The organism is Tunturiibacter lichenicola (assembly GCF_051013355.1).
GTDB classification, from domain to species: Bacteria; Acidobacteriota; Terriglobia; order Terriglobales; family Acidobacteriaceae; genus Edaphobacter; species Edaphobacter lichenicola_F.
This window is the reverse complement of the sequence record NZ_CP132944.1, coordinates 4154615-4177011: the sequence shown is the minus strand read 5'-3', so window position 1 is coordinate 4177011 and position 22397 is coordinate 4154615. Positions and strand designations below refer to the sequence as shown.

Sequence of the window (22397 nt, the reverse complement as noted above, 5' to 3'; positions counted from 1 at the left end):
CTGAAAATGTTGAATCGCCAAACGAGAATGTCAAAGCCTTTGTCGTGAACTACATCTGCAATGTCACTTTGTCGATAAGGGCCACGCACAAATCCTGCAACACCGGATTGGTATTCGATGAATGGGCACACACTGGCATGCCTGCGAATGACGCCGTGCTCATCGTAAACGTCGTCTTCCCTACCTGTGTCCAATTCACTCCATCTATGGACACCGAGCCAATGAATGTATAGGCGGCAGATGTTCCTGTTCGGACTAGACGAACCCAGCAAGGCGCAGCCATCTCCTTGGGGAAGCTGATGTTAACGCTCGCGCCCCCATCTGTCGCACGGAACTGAAATGCAGCGCCACTACCCGGAGTAACAACCATCATTGCATGGGATGACTGCGCGTCCAGGCGCTCACGAATCATCACGCCGGCTTTTGCCCAAGCGTTTGAGTCCTGCACGGAAAGAACGCGTGCCGTGATGCTCACTTCATCCTTGGTCGCAGCCTGGTACACGAAGTGGAACGAGTCGGAAGGACCCCAGATGTCAGAGCCGCCTCCCACGATAGTGAAACGGTTGCAAGAGAAAGATGAGGTGCCCTCAACTTGGAAGGTCGTATCGGCAGCGCTCTGCTCGGGAACGTCATCTTGTGACCATGGCCCCAGAGGGTCACTCAGGCCTTCTGAAAGTAGGCCATAGACGACGAGTTGCTGAGAAAACGTCGCCACATAAACACGTCCATTCGCAACGACAGGAGGGCAAAACTTCGCGAAGTCCCCTAAATCGTCGCTCCCGCGGGGATCGTGGTTACTCGCATAGATGGGCTGGCGGATATCATCCGCGCGGTAGGCTTGGAGGACTCCCGAAACAGTAAACCGGTTTGCATTGCCAAGTGTGGGATGGAGCGCCCAGAGTATGGCGCTGCCTTTGGTCCCTCCGGCACCTTCGCCATTGCTTGAAACGCTTAGCATGCCACCGGGCATTCCGATTGGAAGGTTCGAATTGCTTAGAAGATTTACCGGAGGAGTGGTTTCGAAACTAGACGATGCGATATCAAAGCGATAGCCACGTAGTTTGTCGTTTTCTCCCCAGACGTAGGACACTGGCCCTACGTCTGGATTGTCGAAGATGACGGGCGCGCAATGAATGTGCGCCGTGCCAGCACCGTTGACAGGCGTCGTCATAGCCGGTGCGAACTGAATGATATTGTTGCGCCCCACCGTGAACTTGCCGAGGTTGTTACGGTTCGCAATGTGATATGCGCGGTCCTTTCCCCACAGGCCAACCAAGTTGTTCCATGGCAAAATAACTGGGCCTGCGCACATATCATCGTCGGCTGCGTTCCGGTCGAGGATGTCGAAAGGCGTGTACCAGTCCACTAGCTTGAACTTTCGATCCGCTCCGAGTGAAAGCTCAAGGAGGCTGTGACCGAAGGATGGACCTGATCCAAGCTGTGCGTTCGTTGGGTTAGGAGGGCTGGGGAGAGCTTTTCCAGAACCATCTTTTTGGCACTCGCCATTACCACACACCGCGAAGATATTGCCAACTCCATCGCCCGCCAAACCACAGCCAGACTGCCAGATACCACCTTCGCCCCAGTCCGGCGTCGTGCAATATGCGTCGATGAACTTTAGGTTCATTGCGTCATAAGCAAGAATCCAGCCGTGGAACGGATCACGATCGCCCTGTGAGGCGAAGGCAAGATAGATTACGTTGTCCTGGATCAGAAGTCCCGGACGCTGCAATTGGAGGAAGGCATTGAAGGTTACGGCTCCGTTGACATTACCCTCCCCCGTACCCGGTACGGAAGGCCCGCTGATGAAATCGAACGAACCATTGCCGTTGACTGCGGTCTCAGCAATGGTAACGGCCCCGGCCAGCTTACCCGAACCCGTACGCAGGTCCAGCGCATGCAGCCTATAGGCGTAGTGAGGTATTCCATTGTTGATAGCCTTCGACTTCGACGTGAGATAGATCGTCCCAGACTGGCGGTCAATCACCGGCGTCGAGGTGACGCCAATCTCCGCCGTAAAGTCCTGGTATCCAGGCCCGTAGTCCATCCGCGGAACGGGCATCGCGCCCGCGACGTCAAGGTCGACCCGCCACACCGGGTGGCATTGTGCCGGGTCCTCGGCATCGAACGCGTAAACCATGTTGCGTGAGGTTGCAACAATTACAACAGACCGGGTCACACCTCCGGCAAAGTCCAGATCGGAGACGATCAAGGGCTGCGCATAAATCTGCCCATCGACCCCGCGGGTGAATATCTTGCCGAAGCCGTTGACGTTGACGTTCGTCTGGTTCAACACTGTTTCTGCTGTGTTTGCTCCAGTCCGAAAGACGTTGTAGCGATTCGTAAGAACATCAACCTTCATCGGATTTCGCTCCTGAGTTGCACGATGAAATAGTAGGGACAGTATCGTTACGCCGTGAGAGGGCATCCTTCACAGTTGCTGCTCAGAAATCTTTATTGATCAGGTTCAAACCGGCCCGGGAGTTCCCTGTACGTTCCAGAGGCACCTGCAAACGTGTAGCAAGTTCGATACTTGAAGGTATAAGCTCACTTCAGAATTCGGAGCTTGGAGAAACTCTGCGGTTCATCATGAATCTTTCGCGAGAAGAAGTCAACGGACCATCGATACAATCACTGATCATCGGGGAATGTAGTTAAGAACACTATCTTTTAGCCGAACTCCAGACCAGCCCCTGAACAGTCGCAATCCGATGGTCGGTGTAGATATCATGTGCTGCCGTACAGAAATCAAACCTTCGACTTCGTTTTCTGTAGCCACGTGCTTGAACATGTGGCCTTGGAAATGTCTGGAGCCATTACTGCACCATTAACCACGATGGCGAGGTAGTCAATCGAGGCCGTTTCAGAACCAGCCTGACGGCAGTTGAGAAGTGGTTTGCCTATGTACCGGTGGAATTCGATACGAAGCTGAAGATCGCTAAGTCTTAACGGTGCCACCGAGCGTGAACGAAATCTCCTCAGCACTCTTGCGAAGTGCCGCGACCACGGCGCTGCGTGTAACCTTTGAGTCGACATGTTCTATATAGGGCGCCGTCAAAGCTCCAAGAGCTGAGCCTCGATTGTCGAAGATCGGAAATGTAACGTTGACCACACCTCGAACCTGGTAACTGTCGTGCTCTTCAAATCCCTTCTTGCGAACGCGTGCGAGATGGTCGCCGAGATCGGTCGGAAGCTTTCTCCCGGTCAAACTCTTCCACTCCGCAAGAGAGGCTTCACGCTGAGCATTGTCCTGATGCGCGAGGATGACGTAACCGGTCGATGCGTCCATAACGTCGACGCTTGAGCCCAGCTTCACATAGAAGCCAACGCTTGTGGGCGCGTTCACCTGCGCAAGAATAACGACGCGGCCGCCTTCAATCACTCCCAAATGACAGCTCTGCATTGTCTGCTCGGTGAACCGCCGCATGACCGGCAGCGCATCCACGATGAGGCGCTCTGTTGGAGGGTGTTCCTGCACGAGCTTGAAGAGTTTAAGGGTCAGCGCGTATTGGTCGCCCTGCACCTGAGAGATGTATCCTCGTCGCTCCAGGCATACCAGCATGCGGAAGATTTCCGACACGGTGCGATCGAGTTCACGCGCGATTTGGCTCTTCGTCAGTCCAGCTGGCTGGTGAGCCAGGAGTTCGATAACATCGAGGCCCTTCTCCAGCGCCGGAGTAGAGTACGAGGTCTTGTTTTGGCTTTTCTTCTTGCCCTTCATTGGTCAACAGACTATAGCAGACGGCTAGGTAAGGGAACGATCCAGGTGCGTATAGCCGCCATCGACCACGATCTGCTGCCCCGTCGTGTGAGAGGACTGCGTGGGCGATAGTAGATAGACCGCGATCGAACCCATCTCTTGGAGGGTGGTCATGCGATGACCAAGAGGGATGCGACTTTCAATGCGACGGATCTCTTTGTCTGGCTCGCCCAAGGTCTCCAGCCAGCGTCGGTAGAGCGGTGTCATCACCTCTGCAGGAAGTACGGCATTCACACGGATTCCGAACGGGAGCAGCTCGGCCGCCCATTCGCGGGTCAACGCAAGTTGCGCGCCTTTAGCAGCGGCATAGGCCGACGTGTTCCCTTGTCCCGTCAACGCGACCTTAGAGCTAATGTTGACAATTGAACCTTTCGAGGCTTTGAGCATAGGCAACATGTAATGAGCCAAGGCATAGTAATGCAGCAGGTTCTGACGGAGACTCTCCATGAAGCGCTCCGGTGTACCGGACTCGAGTCCAACTCCATCGTTGGCGCCGGCATTGTTCACCAGCCCGTCAAGCCGACCGTAACGTTGATTTATCGCTGCAACGGCAGCCCGGCATTGGTCCATCTCGCCCAGATGCGTTTCGATCAGCTCGACACGTTCTCCCTTCTGTTCCATCTCCGCCATGAAGCGCTTTACGTTGTCTGACACACGGCTTAGAACAACAACGCGCGCACCTTCAGCGAGGCAAGCCCGAGAGATGCCTTCGCCGATTCCAGCACCTCCGCCGGTCACTGCGATGACGGCATCTCTCAATCCGAGGTCCACCTTTTCCTACTTTCTTTAGCGAAGGTTGGAGAAGCCGCCGTCGATCAGGTAGTCGGCGCCGGTGATGAAACTGGCGGCATCCGAGCAGAGAAAAAGTGCGAGTGAGGCGACCTCGGCCGGCTGGCCGATGCGACCAATGGGTTGCGCGGCGGCCAGCTTCGCCATTTGCTCCACTTCGCGGCCAGGATAATTCTTTGCCAGAAAGCCGTCCACAAATGGCGTGTGGACGCGCGCCGGCGAAATGCAGTTGCACCGAATGCCATCTGCTAGGTAATCGCGGGCAACGGAAAAAGTCATTGATAACACCGCCCCCTTCGTCATGGAGTAGGCAAACCGGTCTTGCAACCCTGCAGTCGCGGCAATAGACGCCATGTTCAGGATTACACCGTGCTTGTTGGGACGCATGCGCTCCAGCGCAGATCGCATCGCGAGAAATGTGCCTCGAACGTTGACTCGAAACAGACGGTCAAAATCCTCCAGGCTGGTTGTGTTGAGCGATCCCACATGCGCGATGCCGGCGCTGTTCACCAAAATCTGGTTCGTATTCATCGCATCGATCTTTGCGAATGTGTCCGCGACGCTGTCTTCATCGGAAACATCGCACCCAAATCCTGCTGAGCCATTTCCAAGCGATGCGGCGACAGCTTCGGCGGCGTCAGCGCGGATATCTACCACCGCGATGCGGGCTCCAGCCTGCGCGAAGCGCTGGGCAATGGCTCTGCCGATGCCGCTTGCTCCGCCGGTGATGATGGCCAGTCTGCCTGTGAGATTGAACTCTTCCATGGGGCTATTCGTAGTCGCCTCTCGTTTTAGCCGTGACGAGTCTTCTTGTCAATTCTCCCAGGGCGTCGAATATTCGAAAGACCCAAGAGCTCTCTACACATGAAAACATATTTTCATTGACGAAAACAAGTGCTGCAACTTACACTTCATCAATTCACTTGGAGCACACATTCCCGGAGTGCGCAGGTACTCTTGAAGGCAACTTATGAAGCTAGTTACCTACATTTATGAGGGTATTTTGCGCGCCGGAGTTGTAAGAGAGGGTGAGGTTTTTCCCCTTGTGCAGGACATGCTGAGCACCATCGCTGGCAGACATACGCATGTAGCGGAAGGAGCATCAGTCTTACTGAGCGATGTCACGCTGCAGCCGCCACTATTGAATCCGCCGCGCATCTTCGGGATTGGACTAAACTACGTTGAGCATGCAGCTGAATCAAAGATGAAGGTGCAGGATGTGCCGACTGTCTTTATGAAGCTGACGTCCTCCATCACTGGTCCGGAGATGCCAATCTTCCTGCCGCCACAGGCGACCCAGCCCGACTATGAAGCGGAACTAGCCGTAGTGATCGGCAAGGGCGGCCACAATATCGCAGCCGCCGCCTGGAAAGAGTATGTCTTCGGGTACACCATCCTGAATGACGTAAGCGCTCGCGGAGTACAGCTTGCCACCACGCAATGGACGCTGGGGAAGAGCTTCCCTTCCTTTACGCCGCTTGGGCCGTGGATCATTACTGCGGACGAAGTTGGCGACCCGCATGCTCTGAACATTGAGTGTGTCGTCGCTGGAGAGACGCTCCAGTCCGCTAACACACGCGACCTCATCTTCCGTATCCCAGCACTGATTGAATATATCTCCAGCGTCACACCGTTGGAGCCGGGCGACATCATCAGCACTGGCACGCCGCCCGGCGTTGGTTTAGGACGCACACCACAACGCTGGCTCAAGCCTGAGGAAGATGTCGTGATCACGATTGAAAAGATCGGATCGCTGCGCAATCGGACCGTTGCAGTTGAGAGGTAAAGAATTGTGCTGAAGTCAGGGATTCTCAATCCCCATATCAATTCGCTGCTGGCTCGGGTGCGCCACACCAACACACTGGTGATCGCAGATCGCGGATTTCCGTTCTGGCCCCAGATAGAGACGATCGATATAGCCTTGGTGGACGATATCCCGCGCGTTGTGGATGTGCTTCACGCCCTACTGCCCAACTTCGCGGTTGGACGATCTTGGATGGCGTCTGAGTTTCGGGAGCATAACGATGCTTCGGTCGTGAACGGCTATGCCACTCTCTTGTCAAAGCTTGAGTTCGAGCCTCACGTTGACTTTAAGAAGCGCGTGCCGCACGCGATTGGTCTCATCCGCACCGGTGACACAACGCAGTATGGGAACGTGATCTTGGAGTCGGCATAATGCGTATCGACGCTCACCATCACCTGTGGCGCTATACCCCAGAGGAGTTCGGATGGATCACCGACGACATGGCTCTCCTGCGCCGCGACTTCCTTCTGCCGGAGCTTGAGCAGCAGATGGCGAGCACAGGAGTCGATGCGACGGTCGTGGTGCAGGCGCGACAGACGGTCGCCGAGACGGAGTGGCTTCTGCAGCAGGCAACAGCGTCGGATGCCATTGCAGGCGTAGTGGGATGGGGACCGATTGCTGATGCCGATTTTGAAAAGAGCATCGAACCTCTCCTCTCGCACCGGAAGTTGGTGGGGCTAAGGCACATTCTTCAGTCTGAGCCGGTTGGTTTTCTAAGCGAAGAAGGCTTCAATCGAGGAATCCGGTACTTGACTGCAAATCGACTCACCTACGACGTGCTGGTCTATTCAGCGCAGTTGAACGAGGTCATCGACTTCGTCGATCGGCACCCCAACCAGCGCTTCGTAGTTGATCATTGTGCAAAGCCGCAGATCAAGAACGCGAAACTCGAGCCGTGGAAGCAGCAGATGATGGAGTTAGCACGGCGCAACAACGTGTGGTGCAAGGTATCTGGGCTTGTGACCGAGGCGAACTGGCAGGTCTGGTCACTCGAGATCCTGCGGCCCTATCTGGACACCGTGCTGGAGGCCTTCGGCGCGGAACGATGCATGGCAGGATCGGACTGGCCCGTTCTCCTGGTAGCAGCCACCTATAAGAAGTGGTGGTCAGTCCTCGAACAATACACCTCTGGCTTCAAGAGTGAGGAGCGCATTGCGTTCTTCGGTGGGACCGCGCGCAGCTTCTATGGACTTGAGGTCGGCGCTCCGCGGGAGATGCGATGAGCATCCATCTCCCGGGCTCATCGGTCACCTCAGTCAACTCCAGCGGCTCGCTGTTACCAGCCGGGCCTAAGCGTGCGTTCTTCCTCGTCACCGCACTGTTTTTCCTGTGGGGGATGTCGAACAATGTCACAGACATTCTTGTGCAGCAGTTCCGGATATCTTGCGCGGGAACATGCGAGTTATGCAGTTGGATATCTCGTGACAGGAGCGTGTTATGTCGCGGTAGCCGCATACGCACTCGTCGCAGTTCGCCGAACGAATGCGGTGGTCAGTATCAACTGATGTGTATTGCATCCAGCTAGAGGGGAGTAGAGCAACGAATGGATATTCGAATAGAGCGCGTGCGGACCGTCGATCTCCGCTTCCCGACCTCGCGCGAAGCGATCGGTTCAGACGCTGTGAACAAGAACCCTGACTATTCCGCCGCCTATTGCATTTTGGAGACAAATGCCGAAATTGAAGGCCACGGATTGACCTTCACACTGGGCCTCGGCACGGATTTATGCGTGCAGGCATTGCAGCATCTGGGAAAGCACGCTGAAGGTCGCACACTCGACTCCATCGTTTCGAACCTCGCGGCATTTTTGCGCGAGCTCACGGGCGAGAGTCAATACCGCTGGCTGGGTCCGGAAAAAGGCGTAACCCATCTTGCGTGCGGTGCGCTCATCAATGCGGTCTGGGACTTGTGGGCGAAGGCCGAAGGAAAACCGGTATGGAGACTTCTGGCAGAGATGTCTGCAGAACGTATCGCCGATTGTATTGACTTCCAATATATCGACGATCTACTTTCGCGCGAAGAGGCGATAGACATTCTTTGCGAAGGGCAAGAGGGCCTGCAGGAACGCATGGACCTGCTAGTGCGCCAAGGCTATCCCGCGTACACCACTTCCGTGGGCTGGTTCGGCTACAGCGAGGAAAAGATTCGCCGTCTCGCTCGCGAAGGCATTGCCGAAGGCTGGACGCACTTCAAGCTGAAGGTGGGCGGTGATCCTGTCGACGACCTTCGCCGCGGCCTGATTGTGCGCGAGGAAATTGGCTGGGAAAACCGCCTGATGGTGGATGCCAATCAGAAGTGGGGCGTGACCGAGGCCATCGCCCGCACCAGAGAGCTTGCTCAACTACAGCCGTGGTGGATGGAAGAACCTACAAGCCCGGATGACATTCTGGGACACGCGCGCATACGTCGCGAATGCAAACCCGTTCGTATTGCCACCGGCGAACACTGCCACAATCGCGTGATGTTCAAGCAGCTTCTGCAGGCCGAAGCGATCGACGTCTGCCAGATTGACAGTTGCCGTGTCGCCGGAGTGAACGAAAATCTCGCTATCCTCCTCATGGCTTCGAAGATGGGCGTGCCGGTTTGCCCGCATGCCGGCGGTGTTGGCCTTTGTGAGTACGTCCAGCATCTTTCGGCTTTCGACTACCTTCGTGTGAGCCGCTCCATGCGGGACCGCGTGATCGAATACGTCGACCATCTGCATGAGCACTTTGTTGACCCGGTACGCATTCGTCGCGGCCGCTACCTGATGCCTCAGACACCCGGATACAGTATCCAGGTCAAGCAGGATTCGCTAGAGAGGTATTCCTTTCCAGGCGGCGAAGTTTGGGCATCTTTGACATAGAAGCCGGTTGACTCGGAGTCGATCGGTGCGCGAGTGACGACGTGTCCGCCGCCGAGTACACCGAGACGGCAGGACTGCCGGAGTTCGTGTGAGAGTCCATGCATGGTGGGCTTCCTGCACCTTTAGGTCCGGACGATCCATCGATATCGGTGATCGCCTCCAATCTGTCAGCGTCAGTGGCGGATTCGTGATCTCCGTTACAGCTGGCGGTGCCGCGGTAGCTATCACGTCAACTGAGACATCTCCCGCACTCAGGCGTGGGCTAGTTGCGTGGAGCGTCAGCTTACCCTGACCCGCCAGCTCGCTCTGCACGATAACCTGGGCCGACCCGTGGTAGGTGCTGTGCTGGGTTCCCTTCTCCGGCTCGTGATTGGTTGGGTCGCCGTTGTTGAGCCCGATGATGGCTCCCGGACCGCTCAGCGAAAAGGTCACGGGGACGTCTGCCGTGGGAACCACACGCCCCCTGGCATCGACTACCTCCACCGTAAAGGGCTGCGCATCATTGCCGTCGCCGGCCATGCTCTTGCGATCCGGAGTCAACCGAATGGCCGAGGGTACACCGGTTGTTTCGACATCGAAGCGGGCGACCTCCTTGCCACCGTTGAGGGCTCGCGCCTCTAAGGTGCCAGTCGTGTACGGCACGTCAAATGTCACCATCTCATATCTGTCGACAGGCTTCTCCGCGATGTGATTGCCGTTCAGGAATAGTGCGACACTTTCAGCGTTGGTCGCCACCATGATCTTGATTGGTTTGCCTTCGCTGCCAGCCCAGTTCCAATGCGGAATCACATGGAGTATGGGGCGGTCGGTAATCCACTGGGCCTGGTGAATCCAGTATGCAGCCTTAGGGAAACCGCAAAGATCCATGATTCCAAAAGATGATCCGGCGGCCGGCCAGGAGAGAGGCTGTGGCTCGCCGCGATAGTCGAAGCCAGTCCAGACCATTGTTCCGAAGATAAAAGGCCGCTCGTCGACTTGCTTCCAGGCATCCCGATGCGAAAGGCCCCACGGCAGCACCTGGTCGTCGTAGGAGTCCAGAAGCATCGCCTTCCGATCCGTGGTGTACTGATCGCGAGTCATCACGGAGGAGGTGTCTTCGGAGCTGAACATCGGCTTGGAGGGATTGACCCTGCGGTACTCGTCGAAGTCCCGATAGACGTAGTTGAAGCCGGCGACGTCCGCCGCTTGCGACGCATTGACCGGATTCAGATCCGAGTTGCTTTGTGCCGCAGTGACCGGGCGCGTTGTGTCCAACTCCTTCACTGAAGCACTCATTCTGCGCACGAGTTGGTAGCCCATCTCAGAGCCCTGCGAGGGCTCCTCATTGAAGACCGACCACATGATGACGCTGGGGTGATTGCGATCGCGACGGATCATCCAGTCCAACTGTCTGAGATGCTCAGGGCTGGAGCCAAAGTTCCGATTCTCATCGATTTCCATCAGACCGAGACGATCGGTGGCGTCCAGGAACTCTGCGGCAGGTGCATTGTGCGCACACCGATATGCATTCGAGCCCATCTCTTTCAGGCGGCGCACGCGGAATTCCCATAAGGAGTCGGGAACGGCAACACCAACGCCAGCATGATCCTGGTGGTTTGCGGTGCCTAACAGCTTGACCGGCTTGTCGTTCAGAAAGAACCCCTTGTCTGGATCGAAGCGGATGGTGCGAAAGCCGTTGTGGATCGTAAGTTCATCCAAAACGACCCCATCTCGTTTGACCACAGTGCGCACGGTGTACAAGGTAGGCTGATCGACCGACCAGAGCCTGGGTGAGGACACCGGAAGCGTAAACTTCGCGACCGACTCCCCGAGAGGCTGGATGGTGGCTTCGATATGACCGCTCACCACTGGCTTTCCTTCAGGGTCAATCAGCGTCGACTCCACCTGCACGGTCGATGGCTTCTGTTCCATGCCGTACAGCGTCGTCTCGACCGGGATCGACCAGCTACCATCGGCGTTTTTGACCGGGTTAGCGAAGACTCCATCGGTCGCAATGTGCAGCGGATTTCGTTTCACCAGCCAGGTATGCCGATACATACCGGCACCCTCATACCACCAGCCCTCCATCGCATTCGCGTCTACCTGCACGCTGATTATGTTGAGCTCACTGCCGAACCTTGCGAAGGGCTCATGTCAATGTAGATGGAGTTGTAACCCGACCAGTTTCGCGCAGACAGAACACCGTTGATCCAGATCGTCGAGTGCGTCGCGATGCCGTCGAGCTGAATCTCCAAGTGCTTGCCACGGTCCGCCGGATCGAGGCGAAAGTACTTGCGATACCAACCCATACCGCGCTGTCGATAACCTTGGGCGATGTTGGCGTCCTTGTCGAAGGGTTGCCATACAGCCCAGTCATGCGGGAGGTTTACCTGGCTCCAGGAGGAGTCGTCGTAGTCCGGCGATGCCGCACCGGAGGAACTCCCCGCCTTGGCGTTATCATAGGACGGCTGATGTCCGGTGATCACTGGAAATGGAATGTCTCCTTCATGAAACAGCCACCCGCGGTCCAGCGACAAGCGCTCTCGTCCAGACTGTACCGTCTGGACCGCACTCTGCGCTGAGGCGGCTTTTGCCTGGAACAAGAGAATGAAGAGGAGAATAAGACCTAACAACTTGGTGGAACGAAGGATTGATCTCATCATGAGATCATCCCCTGTCGAAATAGCTTGCATGGTACCGTCCGCCTCTGTATCGGCTTCGTCCAGCGTAAGATCCTTCCGGCAAAGTTCTTCACAAAAAGACATCGTTATCAAGAGATGAAACAGTGACGAAGATAGTATATATCGTTTACTTTATCGACAGGGTCGACCAACTTAGGATGATCGCGATACGGTACGAACGCCGTAGCCAGCCGCATACTCCCATGGCTGAGGCTCAAACCTACATGCGTTTGCTATCCAGATTTCCTGTAAAGTAAAAAAGTAGTTCGAGAAGATCTAAGCCTATGACAATGCGCATGAAGGACATCGCGAAGGAACTTGGGGTCTCTGTGGTGACGATCTCGAAAGTACTCCGCGACCACCCGGATATCAGCGATGAAACCCGCGAAAGAGTGCTGAAGTACGTAAAGAAGGTGGACTATCAACCCAACATTCTGGCGCGAGGTCTAGTGACCGGCCGCAGTTATCTTGTGGGTCTGATTGTGCCCGATCTACTTCATCCTTTCTTTGCTGAGATCGCAAAATCACTGTCACGAGAGATCGGCGTTAAAGGGTATTCGCTCATCATTGCGTCATCGGACGAAGATCCTGAGGTAGAGGCAAGGGAAATTCGCCAACTGCAAGCCCGTCATCTGGATGCTCTTGTCATCGCGTCCTGCGCCTTGAATAACACGTCTATCGATCAACTTGCCCTCCATAGCAATCCGTACGTATTGATCGATCGCAACTTTTCGAAGGTCAAGTCTAACTTTGTCGGAACAGATGATGAGGCCGCAGGTCGGATTGCAACAGAGCATCTAATCCAGATGGGTTGCCGACGTATCGCTCATATCAGCGGACGAAGTAACAGTACCGGTCATGGGCGACTGAAAGGGTATCAAGCGGCATTGCAATCGCACGGGCTGCGCTATCGCGAAGAATATGTTGTCAGTCGACCCCATGTGGACGCCGATAGTATCGAACAAGGTAAGCAAGCCATGCAAATGCTGTTGGAGCGTAAGGTTCGTCCGGATGGCGTGTTTTGCTACAACGATCCTCTCGCGATAGGAGCGATGGAAAAAATATTCGAGGAGGGTCTTAGTGTGCCCAACGATATTGCAGTCATCGGCTGTGGCAACTTGCACTATGACTCCTCGCTACGGGTACCACTCTCAAGCATCGATCAACAAAACGTTAATATTGGTCGACGCGCAGGTGAGGTTGTTCTCGAAATTATCGAATCTAAAGTGCCAAAGCCGCCACAAAAGATTGTGTTTGAACCTGCTCTAGTTGCTCGGTTGTCTACTTTGCGAAATTCAGCAAACCATTCTGAAAATCCGAAGCGGAAATCGAAAAAGTAGCTTTACTTGCGGGCAAATTGGAAACTAGGTATTGATCTCCAATTTGCCCAGCGCACTCGGTCCGTTCGCTAGAAAAGAGAAGAGTGCAACACATACGTACGCAATGAGCGGCACCGCGTAAGCGAGAGCAATGCTATGTCCGATCTCCGAAATCAATCCCATAGCCGGGGTCAGAATGGCGCCACCGATGATCGACATCACCAGGATGGATCCGCCTATTTTTGTGTTGACTCCAAGACCTCGAAGACCGAGCGCAAAGATTGTGGGGAACATGACTGACATAAAGAAGCTAGTTAGAAAGATGGCCCAGAGACCTATCCAGCCAGGAAAACCAATGGCCAATGCGACCAAGACAATGTTGACCCCTGCGTAAACTCCCATCAGTTTTGCAGGAGGAACTCTCTGCATGATCCACGCGGATGAGAACCTCCCCAGTGCGAACGCAACGAGCGTTCCGGTAAGAAAAAGCCCGGCAAGTTTTTGTGTCTGATGTGCGTAGACCTGCACATACTGGATGAAGTAACTCCAAGTGCCCACTTGGGCACCGACATACATGAACTGTGTGGCCACTGCCAGCAGGAAGTGTCGCTTCGTCAATAGTTCGGAGAAACTTCCTTCGCTCCCCTGTGTCGATGTTGATTCTGCGCTGATCCGAGGAAACGTCGTAAAAAAAAAGATGACCGCCAACACGAACGCTAAGATTCCCAGTGCCATATACGGGCTCACGACACGAAGCGTCTCCGACCGGAGGTACGCCTCATACGTATGGTTCGCTTTACTCATTGCAATGTTTTGAGGCGACAGTTCGATACCAGAAAAGATAAAGATGGTTCCCAGAAGAACTCCCGAGATGGCGCCGAGAGGATTGAAGGCCTGGGCGAGATTCAGTCGCCGCTCCGAGCCAGCAGGATCACCTATTTGTGTAATGAACGGGTTGGACGCTGTTTCCAGAAATGCCAGACCGCCCGCCATGACGAAGAGCGCAACCAGAAAGAATCCATAGCGCATTGACAAAGCCGCCGGCCAGAAAAGGAAGGCACCCACACCGAAAAGCACCAGTCCGGAAATCATCCCCGCCCTGTAACCTTTCTTGCGCATTAACAATGCAGCCGGCATGGCCAGCAGAAAGTATCCAAGGTAAAAGGCCGACTGGACCAAGCCAGCTTCAAAGCGACTAAGTGTGAACGCCTTCATAAACTGGCCAATCAGCACGTCGTTGAGATTGTTAGGAATGCCCCAGAGAAAAAATAGCGAGGTCACAAGAACGAACGGAGTCCTCTGACCTGGCCCAATCAGCGGCTGATCTGTTCGGGAGGGAGACGGGGCGTTTTGTTGATGTGCGACAGGAATCATTTATTTTCCTTGTTGGACGTCGTCACGAAAATTAGCCAAGTCGGATCATGATCTTAGAAAACTGCGACGGATTGCTACTCCATGCGGCGAGGATCTCAGGTGCTTCTTCAAGACTGATAACCGCGCTAACCGCATCGTTAACAGGAAATCGACCTTGTTCAAGCATTTGAATAACAGCGTGAAAGTCTTCCGGCAAGGCATTTCGCGACCCAAGAATATCCAACTCCTTCTGAACGAATAACCGGGTCTCGTAAGCTACTGGCTCTTTCGCGTAACCAATGTAAACCACCCGGCCCGTGAATGCGACTTCTTCAACCGCGGCGCGAAAGGTCTCTGGCAGGCCGATGGCCTCGATGATTACGTCGGGCCCATGTCCCGCAGTGAACTCAACCAGGCGGTCGTGCATCGACTCTTGCGTAGTGTTGATAGTGTCTGTCGCCCCAGCTTTACGAGCCAGCTGCAGTTTCTTATCGTCTACATCGATTGCAATCGTACGGGCCCCAATGAAACCAGAGGCAGCAACCGAACCCAGGCCGACTCCGCCACATCCGATGATCGCCACAGTATCTTGTGCGGTTACTCGGCCACGGGCCACGGCGTGAAAGCCTACGGTAAGTGGTTCGACAAGACAAAGCTCCTTAAGTGAAAGATTTGCCGGATAAAGTTTCTCGGGAACCTCCACAATGTATTCGGTGAGCGCTCCATCGCGCTGTACCCCAAGGGTCTGATTAAACTGACAAGCATTTGAACGACCGCGCCTGCATGACGCACATCTGCCACAGCTCGTATATGGCGACAACGTCACATCTGTTCCTGCGACGAGATCTGGACGCCCTGGTACGTCATGAACAATCGTTGCAGCAACTTCATGACCCAGGATGCGCGGAAACTGAATCAAAGGGTTCTTCCCACGGTAGCTATTCAGATCACTGCCACACAAGCCAACCCTTTTTACCTTTAGGAGTATCTCTTCCTCGGTGACTGATGGGTCTTTCACTGTCTCTACTGCGACGTCCCCGGGATGTTTTAGCATCAGTGCTTGCATCGATATCTTCCCTTCGTTGCTCTCCTGCGCAGACAGCGATTTGCCTCAAAGCTTGGTTCCTACTCGCCACAATGTTGGTGAATCGTTACGATCTATCATGGGTCTCGACGCGACCGGAAGGCTCGACGGAGTTGATGATGCCTGACGGCCAGACATAGTTCAAGCTGGAACCGATAGCTGTAGTGATCTCTCGAATCACGTTTGTATCGTCGGATGGTTCAAGCGCTCGCAGGTTCTCTTCCAGTTGTTCAACTGTCGACATGCCTACGAGGGTGGACGCAACGGAAGGCTCTGAGAGGCAGAAGCGGAGCGCCACCTCTGGTAGCCGCAATCCATGAGCTTTGCAGATCACAGCCGCCCGACGCCCCGCGGCCCAGACCTCTGGAGCAGCTGGATGCCAAGTCGGTATCTCCCCAGAACTAAGGACCCCCATGTGAAGTGGCGATGCATTAATGAGCCCGATGCCGTTTTCCTTCGCGAACGGTGTTAAACACTGGTCCATGTCGCGCACCATCAAGTTGTAGCGGCAATAGCTCAGGATCGAATCAACCGGCGCCAGATCAGCAGTCGCGATGAGAGTCTCCAGAGAATAGCCTGTAATACCTACGTAGCGTGTTTTTCCTGCCTTCTGCAAGTCTCGTAGAGCTGGCAACGTTTCTGTGACGATCTGGTCGACGCTTCCAAACTCCACATCATGCACCTGAAGTAGATCGACGTAGTCGGTTTTTAGTCGCCTCAGCGATGCATCTACTCCATCTACGATCGTGCGAGCGGAGAAATCAAAGTCGTCGGTGCCATAACGTCCGCACTTCGTTGCCAAGATAACTTCTTTTCGTCTTCCGACAAGGGCTGTTCCCAGTCGTTGCTCAGCGAGAGTCAAACCGTAGTAGGGTGACACATCGAAAAAATTGAGTCCACTATCGATTGCTCGATGAACTGCGCGTGTGCCTTCCACCGGATCAACCACCGAAAACACGTTCCCTAGCGGGGAGGCTCCAAACCCGAGAACAGACACCTCAAGATCTGTCTGACCGAGTCTTCGATAGCGCATCAAATTCCTCCGACTTGTACGAACGTCGCTCGGATGGCGTATGGCCGAAAAAGCTGGGCTTTAAACATTCGTTACAGTAAACGATATACTAAATAAGATGCAAGCGAAATCTCTAGATCATAGCGACACTCCAGGAAACTACTCTCGCGATTCCAAAATCCACCTCTTGGAACGCATGCAGGCATCGGGTCTCTCGTACATTGCAGGTGTGGCAACACTATTTATCGGCACTCTGAAGACAGCGCACGTCTTTGCTAGCGGAGTGAGGGCGATCGACCACAGAAATAAATTGTCCGATGCTGATTCCACCTCCTCCGTCTTCGGCATTCGGCTCGTGCGATTCACGAAATAGTTTCATCTCGCGTTCCGCCGCCTCAGCGTGTCCGGCCCTTTCATATGCAGATGTCAAACGATAGTGCACCTCTTTCATGCCGGGGGCTAGATGCTCCGCGGCTTCAAACTCTCTTATGGCGCTCTCGTAATCCTCACGATGCGCGTACAAAGCTCCAAGTTGGAAGTGTGGCTTTGCGAAGTTAGGGTCGAGCGCGGTTGCTTGCTTTAGAAGAGATTCAACTTGAGCGCCTGTGGCGGCACCACCAGCGTTGTCTTTCGACAGCACTACCGCATAGAGATAAGAAGCTTCAGCCCTGGCGGGAAACTGTTCCGAATAGCGCTTCAGGCACGCCAGAACCTGCGCATCTTTTACCCGGGAGGTTTCAAATGCCTCAGTAAGAAACGAATAGGGTCGCGGATCTGATGGATTTAGATCTGCCGCTTGAAGGAATAGCATCACCGCTGCAGAACTGTCCCCCTGGAGGAACTTCGCTGTCCCAGCACCGATCAGAAGCGTACTCGAAAGGGGATAACGCGCCACGCCTGCGCCAAAGACCCTCGCTGCATCCATAGGGTGGCCCGCTAAAATCAGTTCATACCCTCCGCCAAAGATATTTTCTTCGCTGGGGTCCAGTTCTGCTGCATTCAAGTATTCCTCAGAAGCCGTCGCGAAATGCCCAGACCCTTCTTCCGCTTTCGCTGAAAGGCGATGGAAGCTAACGTCTTTTGCACCTGCAGGCATTGTTTTCAACTGCTCGCGGGCGGCATCGAAGTTGCCACTCCTTAGTAGCGCTTCTGAAAGATATAAGATCGTGCGTGAATCTGCGGGACCGATTTGCCGTGCGCGTTGAAGATACAAGATGGCCTGCCCAATCGACCCGTGCGCGAGATAGAATTCGCCGAGTTGGCGGTTGGCATCTGCGCTATTTGGAGTCGCCGCAACTGCCTTTGTCAGTTCGGACTCGAGAGAGCACGGAAAGTCTGCCGCGAGTGGGAATCCCGCGCCATTTTCTGTACGTCGGATGTCAGCCACACCGGAGATTAGTCCAGAGGCAGCCGCAGCGTTCGCCGGCGCCGAGTATCCGCCTGGGTCGATCAAGCCTCGGATGCCTGCAGCTTCGAACTTGAGCCGAGGCTGCGATGCCGCACGCTCTCCATTTTGTTCGAGTCGACTCAAAGTAAAGTCTGTCGTTACAGAGGTGAGTTCTGTTGATACTCTGACGTCCTTCGGCTCAGCCGCGCCAAATCCGTTCTTTTCGACTGAAAGCCGATATATCCCGGGAGGGAGTTTTGTGAAACTGTAAGCTCCGACTTTGTCGCTGGTCATCTCCTCAGCTCGCTCGGGAGCTTGCTTGCACGTCATCCTGACTCGCACCCCGCCAAGAGGATTACCTTGAGCATCTCGAACGACTCCAGCAATCGTCGCGGCTTCGATAATGGTCTCGAAACACACTACTAGAATCCATATTGCGACGAGATACTTTGTCCAAGTCGCGATACGAGCCACGCTCATCTCGCCACCATCTTTTCGTATGCGCTACGGGCCTCGGCATCGTCCGGATGGCGAGCCAGGAACTCCTCAAGAATCTCACGTGCTTTCGCGGGTTGACCCGTGCGGGTATAGACAATGGCCGAATTAATGACCGGTCGGTCCAGCTCCGGAGCGAGCCGACGGCATCTCTCAAACAGCTGCAAAGCATCCTGAGGATGGCCTGTTTGCAGAAGAACCGTTCCTAAATTATTCAAGGCATCCACGTAGTCAGGCCGAAGACGTACCGCGGTCTCAAGTTCCTCACGCCCGTGTGCTACCTGATCCTGACCCAATAGAGCCATCGCGAGGGCCAGATGGAGACCTGCGTTCTCTGGAGCCTTTGCGATAAGCTCCTCCAGTGCTTTTTGCGCATCGGCTGGCCGCGCCTGGAACTGGTAGATACTCATCATGTTTTGCACCGCCTGCGGGTGGTTCGGATTGGCCCTCGCAGACTGTCGGAAATCTTCAAGCGCCTCGTCGTACTTCTCCTGCTCTCCGGCGATCATACCCAGGTTATTCCATGCATCGGAGTCCTCCGGGTTCAGTCGAACGGCCTCTCTCAGACACCGCTGGGCATCTGGGTACAGCTTTTTTCCTAAATAAATCGTCCCCAAGTTAAACCACGCGGCTGCATAAGAGGGCTCAGCATCGACCACCCTCTGTAAGGCGGCTTGCGCTTCGTCAAGATAGCCGTATTCCACGAACGCTACACCGTAAGTGAAATAGTCACGCTTCATCGCATTGCCATAGTAGTGTCCTGGGAACGGCATAGCACGCGCAAATCTCGCCTCAGGCGTTGCAGGCGCAGACTCCCAGTCATCTACAACATTCTGCGGAATCGCGAACCCGTGGTAAACGCGGATCGTCGCACCGCTCTTGTCTACGAGAAATGAAATTGGGAAGTTCATGTCGCGTCGGCGATCAAATAGATAGCGGTACTGTATGTTCCAGACAGCTACTAGGCGTTCATCTGCCACGAGCATCGGAAACGAAACGCGGGAAGAGTTAGCGAACTCATGGACCCGTGTCTGATCGGTGCTGGTGTTCACGATTACTGCCATTGCAGTGATGCCGGCGGACGTCAGCGTGGCCGAGGCTTTTTGTAGTTCTTCCAGCTGCCTTTGGCCGTCACTGCAATCAAGACGGACAAAGGTGAGTAGAACCGCTCGACCGCGCAACGCGCTCAATTGATGCGTTGCCCCTTGCAAGTCGAGGAGTTTGACGTCCGGCCCGAAGAGCGGTGCGATCAGCCATGTGCCTACGTCAACGGAGATGGTTGGAGCTTTCGTCTCATCTGTCTGCAATCCAGACTTTGAACGCGGCACCTGATAGGCAGTCGACTTGAACTCTTGCTTCCCTTCATCGATCTCGACACGGTGGTTGATCGAGATGTTTTCATATCGATCGATCGTTCCGGACGGCCAGCGTACTGAGATAGTGATAGGCCGCCCCCCCTCCCCCACTCCAAAGAAGAGCTCCTTCGTGTGTTGAGATGCGAAACCTGAACCTGCTGAGACAAACTTTGTTTGCCGAATCGCACCCGCCTCGATGGTGACCACCGCTCCTATAGCGTCGCGGTTGCTCTTGTGTCCGGTCAGTCGGAAGACGACGGAGTTACCGATGCCCTCAAGATCACTGCGAAGGATTCGTAGCTGCGGACCAGTTCGATTCTTCAGGATAAACTCGAGACGCCCGTCGTGGTCGAAGTCGCTCAATGCGTATGCTCGGCTGTCATCACGCAGATCCAACCCAAGTGCGCCTGAGACGTCAGAGAAAGTGCCATCGTGATTATTCGCAAAGAAGACGTTTCTCTGGTACCCGCTCCAGCTATAGTCTGAGCGCACCAACTCATTTACGGCGTTCCACGCCATCTCATAATCCGGCGACTTGCCCGGTGGACTTGCCGATCGCTGTGCCACCTGTCTCCAGAAAAAACTCTGCAGATCGAGGTGTTTCTCACCTGAGACGAAACCATTTGCGACATACAAGTCAGCATAGCCATCGTTGTCGAAGTCCCACGAGGAACAAGACCAGGACCAACCACCTTTGGCGGTCCCAGCTTCGATCGATTTATCTTCAAATGCGCCATTTACGCTATTCCGATAAAGAGAGTTGCCGGCGTTGTGTTTCCGGTAGAGAGCCCGGATCTCCGGCGCGACGCCCGGCAGAAACTGATCATCCGCGGTGATTCTCTTTCCTTCAGGGAGCCACATGTTGGCCACATACAAGTCTTGCCGACCATCGTTGTCATAGTCGAACCAGCAGGTGCTCATGCCAGGCCCGTAGTCCTCGACACCTGCCTTCGCCGCGATATCGGTGAATGTTCCGTCACCGTTGTTTCGATAGAGATTCTTGCGTCCAAAATCATTCGCAACGTAAAGGTCTGGCCAACCGTTGTTGTCATAGTCACACCACTCCACCGCAAAACTAAAGCGATTGTTGTTCTGGTCAACCCCACTGGCAACTGTTACATCTTCAAATGTTCCGTCGCCACGATTGCGAAATAGAAAATTCGGCGGCCCATTCTGCGCGTCATAGTAGGGCGACGGAAACTGATATTGATTTAGTCCCTGGTAGTAGCTATAAACACAAAAATAGACATCAAGGAACCCATCGCGGTTATAGTCCGCCACCGCTGCACTCGTGAACGTTCCCTGGGGCGGCCGCGCGAAATGAAACGCATCGGGCTTCACCTCAAATCGTCCATCGCCCATGTTAGTGAACAACAGAGGCCCCCCGCTGCGTATGACCAAAAGATCTTGCTTTCCACGATTACAAAAGTCGACAAACAGTGCGGATGCGGTGCCATCGAGAATACCTACACCGGATCTCTCAGTAATATCTTCGAAGGTCCCGTCACCGCGATTGCGGAACAATCGATTTGGCAGGCCAGAAGGCTGGCATACGTAGAAGCTGTCGAACCCGCTGCCATCGATGTCTCCAACCGCAATTCCGTGGTTTCCATATACATCGATGCCGCTTGCGCCATCCAACGAAGCTCTCCACTCGTCGATTCCAGGGAGGAGCTGTGCCATCGCTGGCGTACCTGCCTCCAGACATTGCGCCGTGATCTCTGTGAATCCTGGACCGGTCAATCGGCTGCGAACTTCGCTATTCGCAATCCACCTCTCCGCTGTCCAGCGTCCAGAGTTGTCTTTCTGCCACGAGATACTCCATGAACCTACCCTCTGCTCCTTTGTCCCATCCGTTCCTATACCAACCAGGTCATAATGAATTTCTGTGTCCACGCGTAAAGGCAGTTGGCTTAAGATACGAATCGCATATATCTCGAATTCCGCGAGGTGTAGCGCAGCGTATGGGGCGAAATACATCGCCCAACTACTCAGGAAGGCCTCGCGCCCCATCGTCTCAGCACCGCGGAATGATCGACGCTCGATGTGCAATGGTAAGGACGCTCGGAGAGTAATCGCTTCGGGAGCTCGAAGCGACGACGCGACTAGGTTAGCTGATAGATCGCCGCCGATGACCTTCGTGTCATGTACCGAATGGGAGAGTGCAGCACTCCATCCTGCGAGCAGTTTTTCAAGTTCTGCGACGTATACCTCCGTCGGGAATATGTCAGCGGCTGGGTCAAGCTTCTCGATGAATCGCTCGAGCAAAGGTGGATAGGCTGTACGCGAACTTTCAAAGCACCTTGGGACAGCATTTGATTCCGCGGGGGGTGGAGACGCGAACAACCAATTTGTCCGCGGTCTCGCCGCTTGTAGCACAAGATAGTACCCCGAAGCCGTTAAAAAAGTCCGCCGAGAAAATGTTGCTGGCAATCCAAATTCCTTGACGTTAGATGGGAAAGCCGGTGTTGCGGTCATACTAATTTCGAAATTGGAGAATGTCCACCCAGAATGCGGGGACATAATAAACGCCT

17 protein-coding genes and 1 pseudogene are annotated in these 22397 nt (G+C 54.7%); 6 read left to right on the top strand and 12 right to left on the bottom strand.

The annotated features are described in order from the left end of the window. Positions 1 to 49 precede the first annotated feature (49 nt). A complete protein-coding gene (locus RBB82_RS17520) occupies positions 50 to 2362 on the bottom strand; it encodes a hypothetical protein (protein ID WP_433972032.1) in 2313 nt (770 codons plus the stop codon). Between the two features lie 369 nt (positions 2363 to 2731). Between RBB82_RS17520 and RBB82_RS17515 the strand changes: the two genes are divergently transcribed. Next, positions 2732 to 2848 (top strand): methyltransferase domain-containing protein, encoded by a 117-nt coding sequence (locus tag RBB82_RS17515; protein ID WP_433972031.1) that lies wholly within the window; start codon positions 2732 to 2734, stop codon positions 2846 to 2848. 90 nt (positions 2849 to 2938) lie between these two features. Here RBB82_RS17515 and RBB82_RS17510 read toward each other — a convergent pair whose 3' ends face one another. From RBB82_RS17510 to RBB82_RS17500, 3 genes are read right to left on the bottom strand one after another with little or no spacing between them, the layout of a single operon-like run. Beyond that, positions 2939 to 3721, bottom strand: coding sequence for an IclR family transcriptional regulator (locus tag RBB82_RS17510; RefSeq protein WP_433972030.1), 783 nt, complete (start codon positions 3719 to 3721; stop codon positions 2939 to 2941). Between the two features lie 24 nt (positions 3722 to 3745). Then, the gene (locus tag RBB82_RS17505) at positions 3746 to 4531 is read right to left on the bottom strand and encodes an SDR family oxidoreductase (RefSeq protein ID WP_433972029.1); all 786 of its coding nucleotides are present in this window, start codon (positions 4529 to 4531) and stop codon (positions 3746 to 3748) included. A gap of 15 nt (positions 4532 to 4546) precedes the next feature. Then, positions 4547 to 5314 (bottom strand): SDR family NAD(P)-dependent oxidoreductase, encoded by a 768-nt coding sequence (locus tag RBB82_RS17500; RefSeq protein ID WP_433972028.1) that lies wholly within the window; start codon positions 5312 to 5314, stop codon positions 4547 to 4549. 205 nt (positions 5315 to 5519) lie between these two features. On the opposite strand from RBB82_RS17500, the gene RBB82_RS17495 reads away from it, so the two are divergent. The 4 genes from RBB82_RS17495 (at position 5520) to RBB82_RS17480 (ending at position 9198) form a co-directional block, all read left to right on the top strand. After that, the gene (locus RBB82_RS17495; RefSeq protein WP_433972027.1) at positions 5520 to 6335 is read left to right on the top strand and encodes a fumarylacetoacetate hydrolase family protein; all 816 of its coding nucleotides are present in this window, start codon (positions 5520 to 5522) and stop codon (positions 6333 to 6335) included. Positions 6336 to 6341: 6 nt separating this feature from the next. Beyond that, positions 6342 to 6725 carry an RbsD/FucU domain-containing protein gene (locus RBB82_RS17490; protein WP_433972026.1) on the top strand — a complete coding sequence of 128 codons (384 nt, stop codon included), beginning with the start codon at positions 6342 to 6344 and terminating at the stop codon, positions 6723 to 6725. After that, entirely contained in the window at positions 6725 to 7576 is an 852-nt protein-coding gene (locus RBB82_RS17485; protein WP_433972025.1) for an amidohydrolase family protein, read from the top strand. The genes RBB82_RS17490 and RBB82_RS17485 overlap by 1 nt, the downstream gene beginning before the upstream one ends. A gap of 320 nt (positions 7577 to 7896) precedes the next feature. Beyond that, positions 7897 to 9198, top strand: a complete 1302-nt coding sequence (locus RBB82_RS17480; protein WP_433972024.1) for an enolase C-terminal domain-like protein — start codon at positions 7897 to 7899, stop codon at positions 9196 to 9198. On the opposite strand, the gene RBB82_RS17475 is transcribed toward RBB82_RS17480, so the two are convergent. After that, positions 9148 to 11286, bottom strand: a complete 2139-nt coding sequence (locus RBB82_RS17475; protein WP_433972023.1) for a glycoside hydrolase family 2 TIM barrel-domain containing protein — start codon at positions 11284 to 11286, stop codon at positions 9148 to 9150. The two genes, RBB82_RS17480 and RBB82_RS17475, sit on opposite strands and share 51 nt — an antisense overlap. A gap of 5 nt (positions 11287 to 11291) precedes the next feature. Then, complete coding sequence (locus RBB82_RS17470; protein WP_433972022.1) at positions 11292 to 11840, bottom strand: sugar-binding domain-containing protein; 549 nt, start codon at positions 11838 to 11840, stop codon at positions 11292 to 11294. A 314-nt stretch (positions 11841 to 12154) separates the two neighbouring features. Here RBB82_RS17470 and RBB82_RS17465 point away from each other — a divergent pair, with 314 nt between their 5' ends. Then, on the top strand, positions 12155 to 13198 hold the full coding sequence (locus RBB82_RS17465; protein WP_433972021.1) for a LacI family DNA-binding transcriptional regulator: 1044 nt from the start codon (positions 12155 to 12157) through the stop codon (positions 13196 to 13198). Positions 13199 to 13222: 24 nt separating this feature from the next. Here RBB82_RS17465 and fucP read toward each other — a convergent pair whose 3' ends face one another. The 6 genes and pseudogenes from fucP to RBB82_RS17435 all read right to left on the bottom strand — a co-directional run bounded on the left by fucP (position 13223) and on the right by RBB82_RS17435 (position 22131). Further along, positions 13223 to 14551, bottom strand: coding sequence for an L-fucose:H+ symporter permease (gene fucP / locus RBB82_RS17460; protein ID WP_433972020.1), 1329 nt, complete (start codon positions 14549 to 14551; stop codon positions 13223 to 13225). Positions 14552 to 14582: 31 nt separating this feature from the next. Next, positions 14583 to 15596 (bottom strand): zinc-binding alcohol dehydrogenase family protein, encoded by a 1014-nt coding sequence (locus tag RBB82_RS17455; RefSeq protein WP_433972019.1) that lies wholly within the window; start codon positions 15594 to 15596, stop codon positions 14583 to 14585. An 85-nt stretch (positions 15597 to 15681) separates the two neighbouring features. Further along, positions 15682 to 16647: an aldo/keto reductase gene (locus RBB82_RS17450; RefSeq protein ID WP_433972018.1), complete on the bottom strand. Its 966-nt coding sequence runs from the start codon at positions 16645 to 16647 to the stop codon at positions 15682 to 15684. A gap of 217 nt (positions 16648 to 16864) precedes the next feature. Further along, a complete protein-coding gene (locus RBB82_RS17445; protein WP_433975401.1) occupies positions 16865 to 18013 on the bottom strand; it encodes a tetratricopeptide repeat protein in 1149 nt (382 codons plus the stop codon). A 153-nt stretch (positions 18014 to 18166) separates the two neighbouring features. Further along, a pseudogene (locus tag RBB82_RS17440) lies at positions 18167 to 18493 on the bottom strand (carboxypeptidase-like regulatory domain-containing protein); the annotation flags it as partial. Then, positions 18490 to 22131, bottom strand: a complete 3642-nt coding sequence (locus RBB82_RS17435; protein WP_433972017.1) for an FG-GAP-like repeat-containing protein — start codon at positions 22129 to 22131, stop codon at positions 18490 to 18492. The gene RBB82_RS17435 and the pseudogene RBB82_RS17440, both read right to left, overlap by 4 nt. Positions 22132 to 22397 lie beyond the last annotated feature (266 nt).

Excerpts from the sequence above, each read along its gene's own strand:
- RBB82_RS17520 (WP_433972032.1), bottom strand. The coding sequence starts at position 2,362 with ATGAAGGTTGATGTTCTTACGAATCGCTACAACGTCTTTCGGACTGGA.
- RBB82_RS17510 (WP_433972030.1), bottom strand. The coding sequence starts at position 3,721 with ATGAAGGGCAAGAAGAAAAGCCAAAACAAGACCTCGTACTCTACTCCG.
- RBB82_RS17500 (WP_433972028.1), bottom strand. The coding sequence starts at position 5,314 with ATGGAAGAGTTCAATCTCACAGGCAGACTGGCCATCATCACCGGCGGA.
- RBB82_RS17495 (WP_433972027.1), top strand. The coding sequence starts at position 5,520 with ATGAAGCTAGTTACCTACATTTATGAGGGTATTTTGCGCGCCGGAGTT.
- RBB82_RS17485 (WP_433972025.1), top strand. The coding sequence starts at position 6,725 with ATGCGTATCGACGCTCACCATCACCTGTGGCGCTATACCCCAGAGGAG.
- RBB82_RS17480 (WP_433972024.1), top strand. The coding sequence starts at position 7,897 with ATGGATATTCGAATAGAGCGCGTGCGGACCGTCGATCTCCGCTTCCCG.
- RBB82_RS17470 (WP_433972022.1), bottom strand. The coding sequence starts at position 11,840 with ATGATGAGATCAATCCTTCGTTCCACCAAGTTGTTAGGTCTTATTCTC.
- RBB82_RS17465 (WP_433972021.1), top strand. The coding sequence starts at position 12,155 with ATGAAGGACATCGCGAAGGAACTTGGGGTCTCTGTGGTGACGATCTCG.
- fucP (WP_433972020.1), bottom strand. The coding sequence starts at position 14,551 with ATGATTCCTGTCGCACATCAACAAAACGCCCCGTCTCCCTCCCGAACA.
- RBB82_RS17455 (WP_433972019.1), bottom strand. The coding sequence starts at position 15,596 with ATGCAAGCACTGATGCTAAAACATCCCGGGGACGTCGCAGTAGAGACA.
- RBB82_RS17450 (WP_433972018.1), bottom strand. The coding sequence starts at position 16,647 with ATGCGCTATCGAAGACTCGGTCAGACAGATCTTGAGGTGTCTGTTCTC.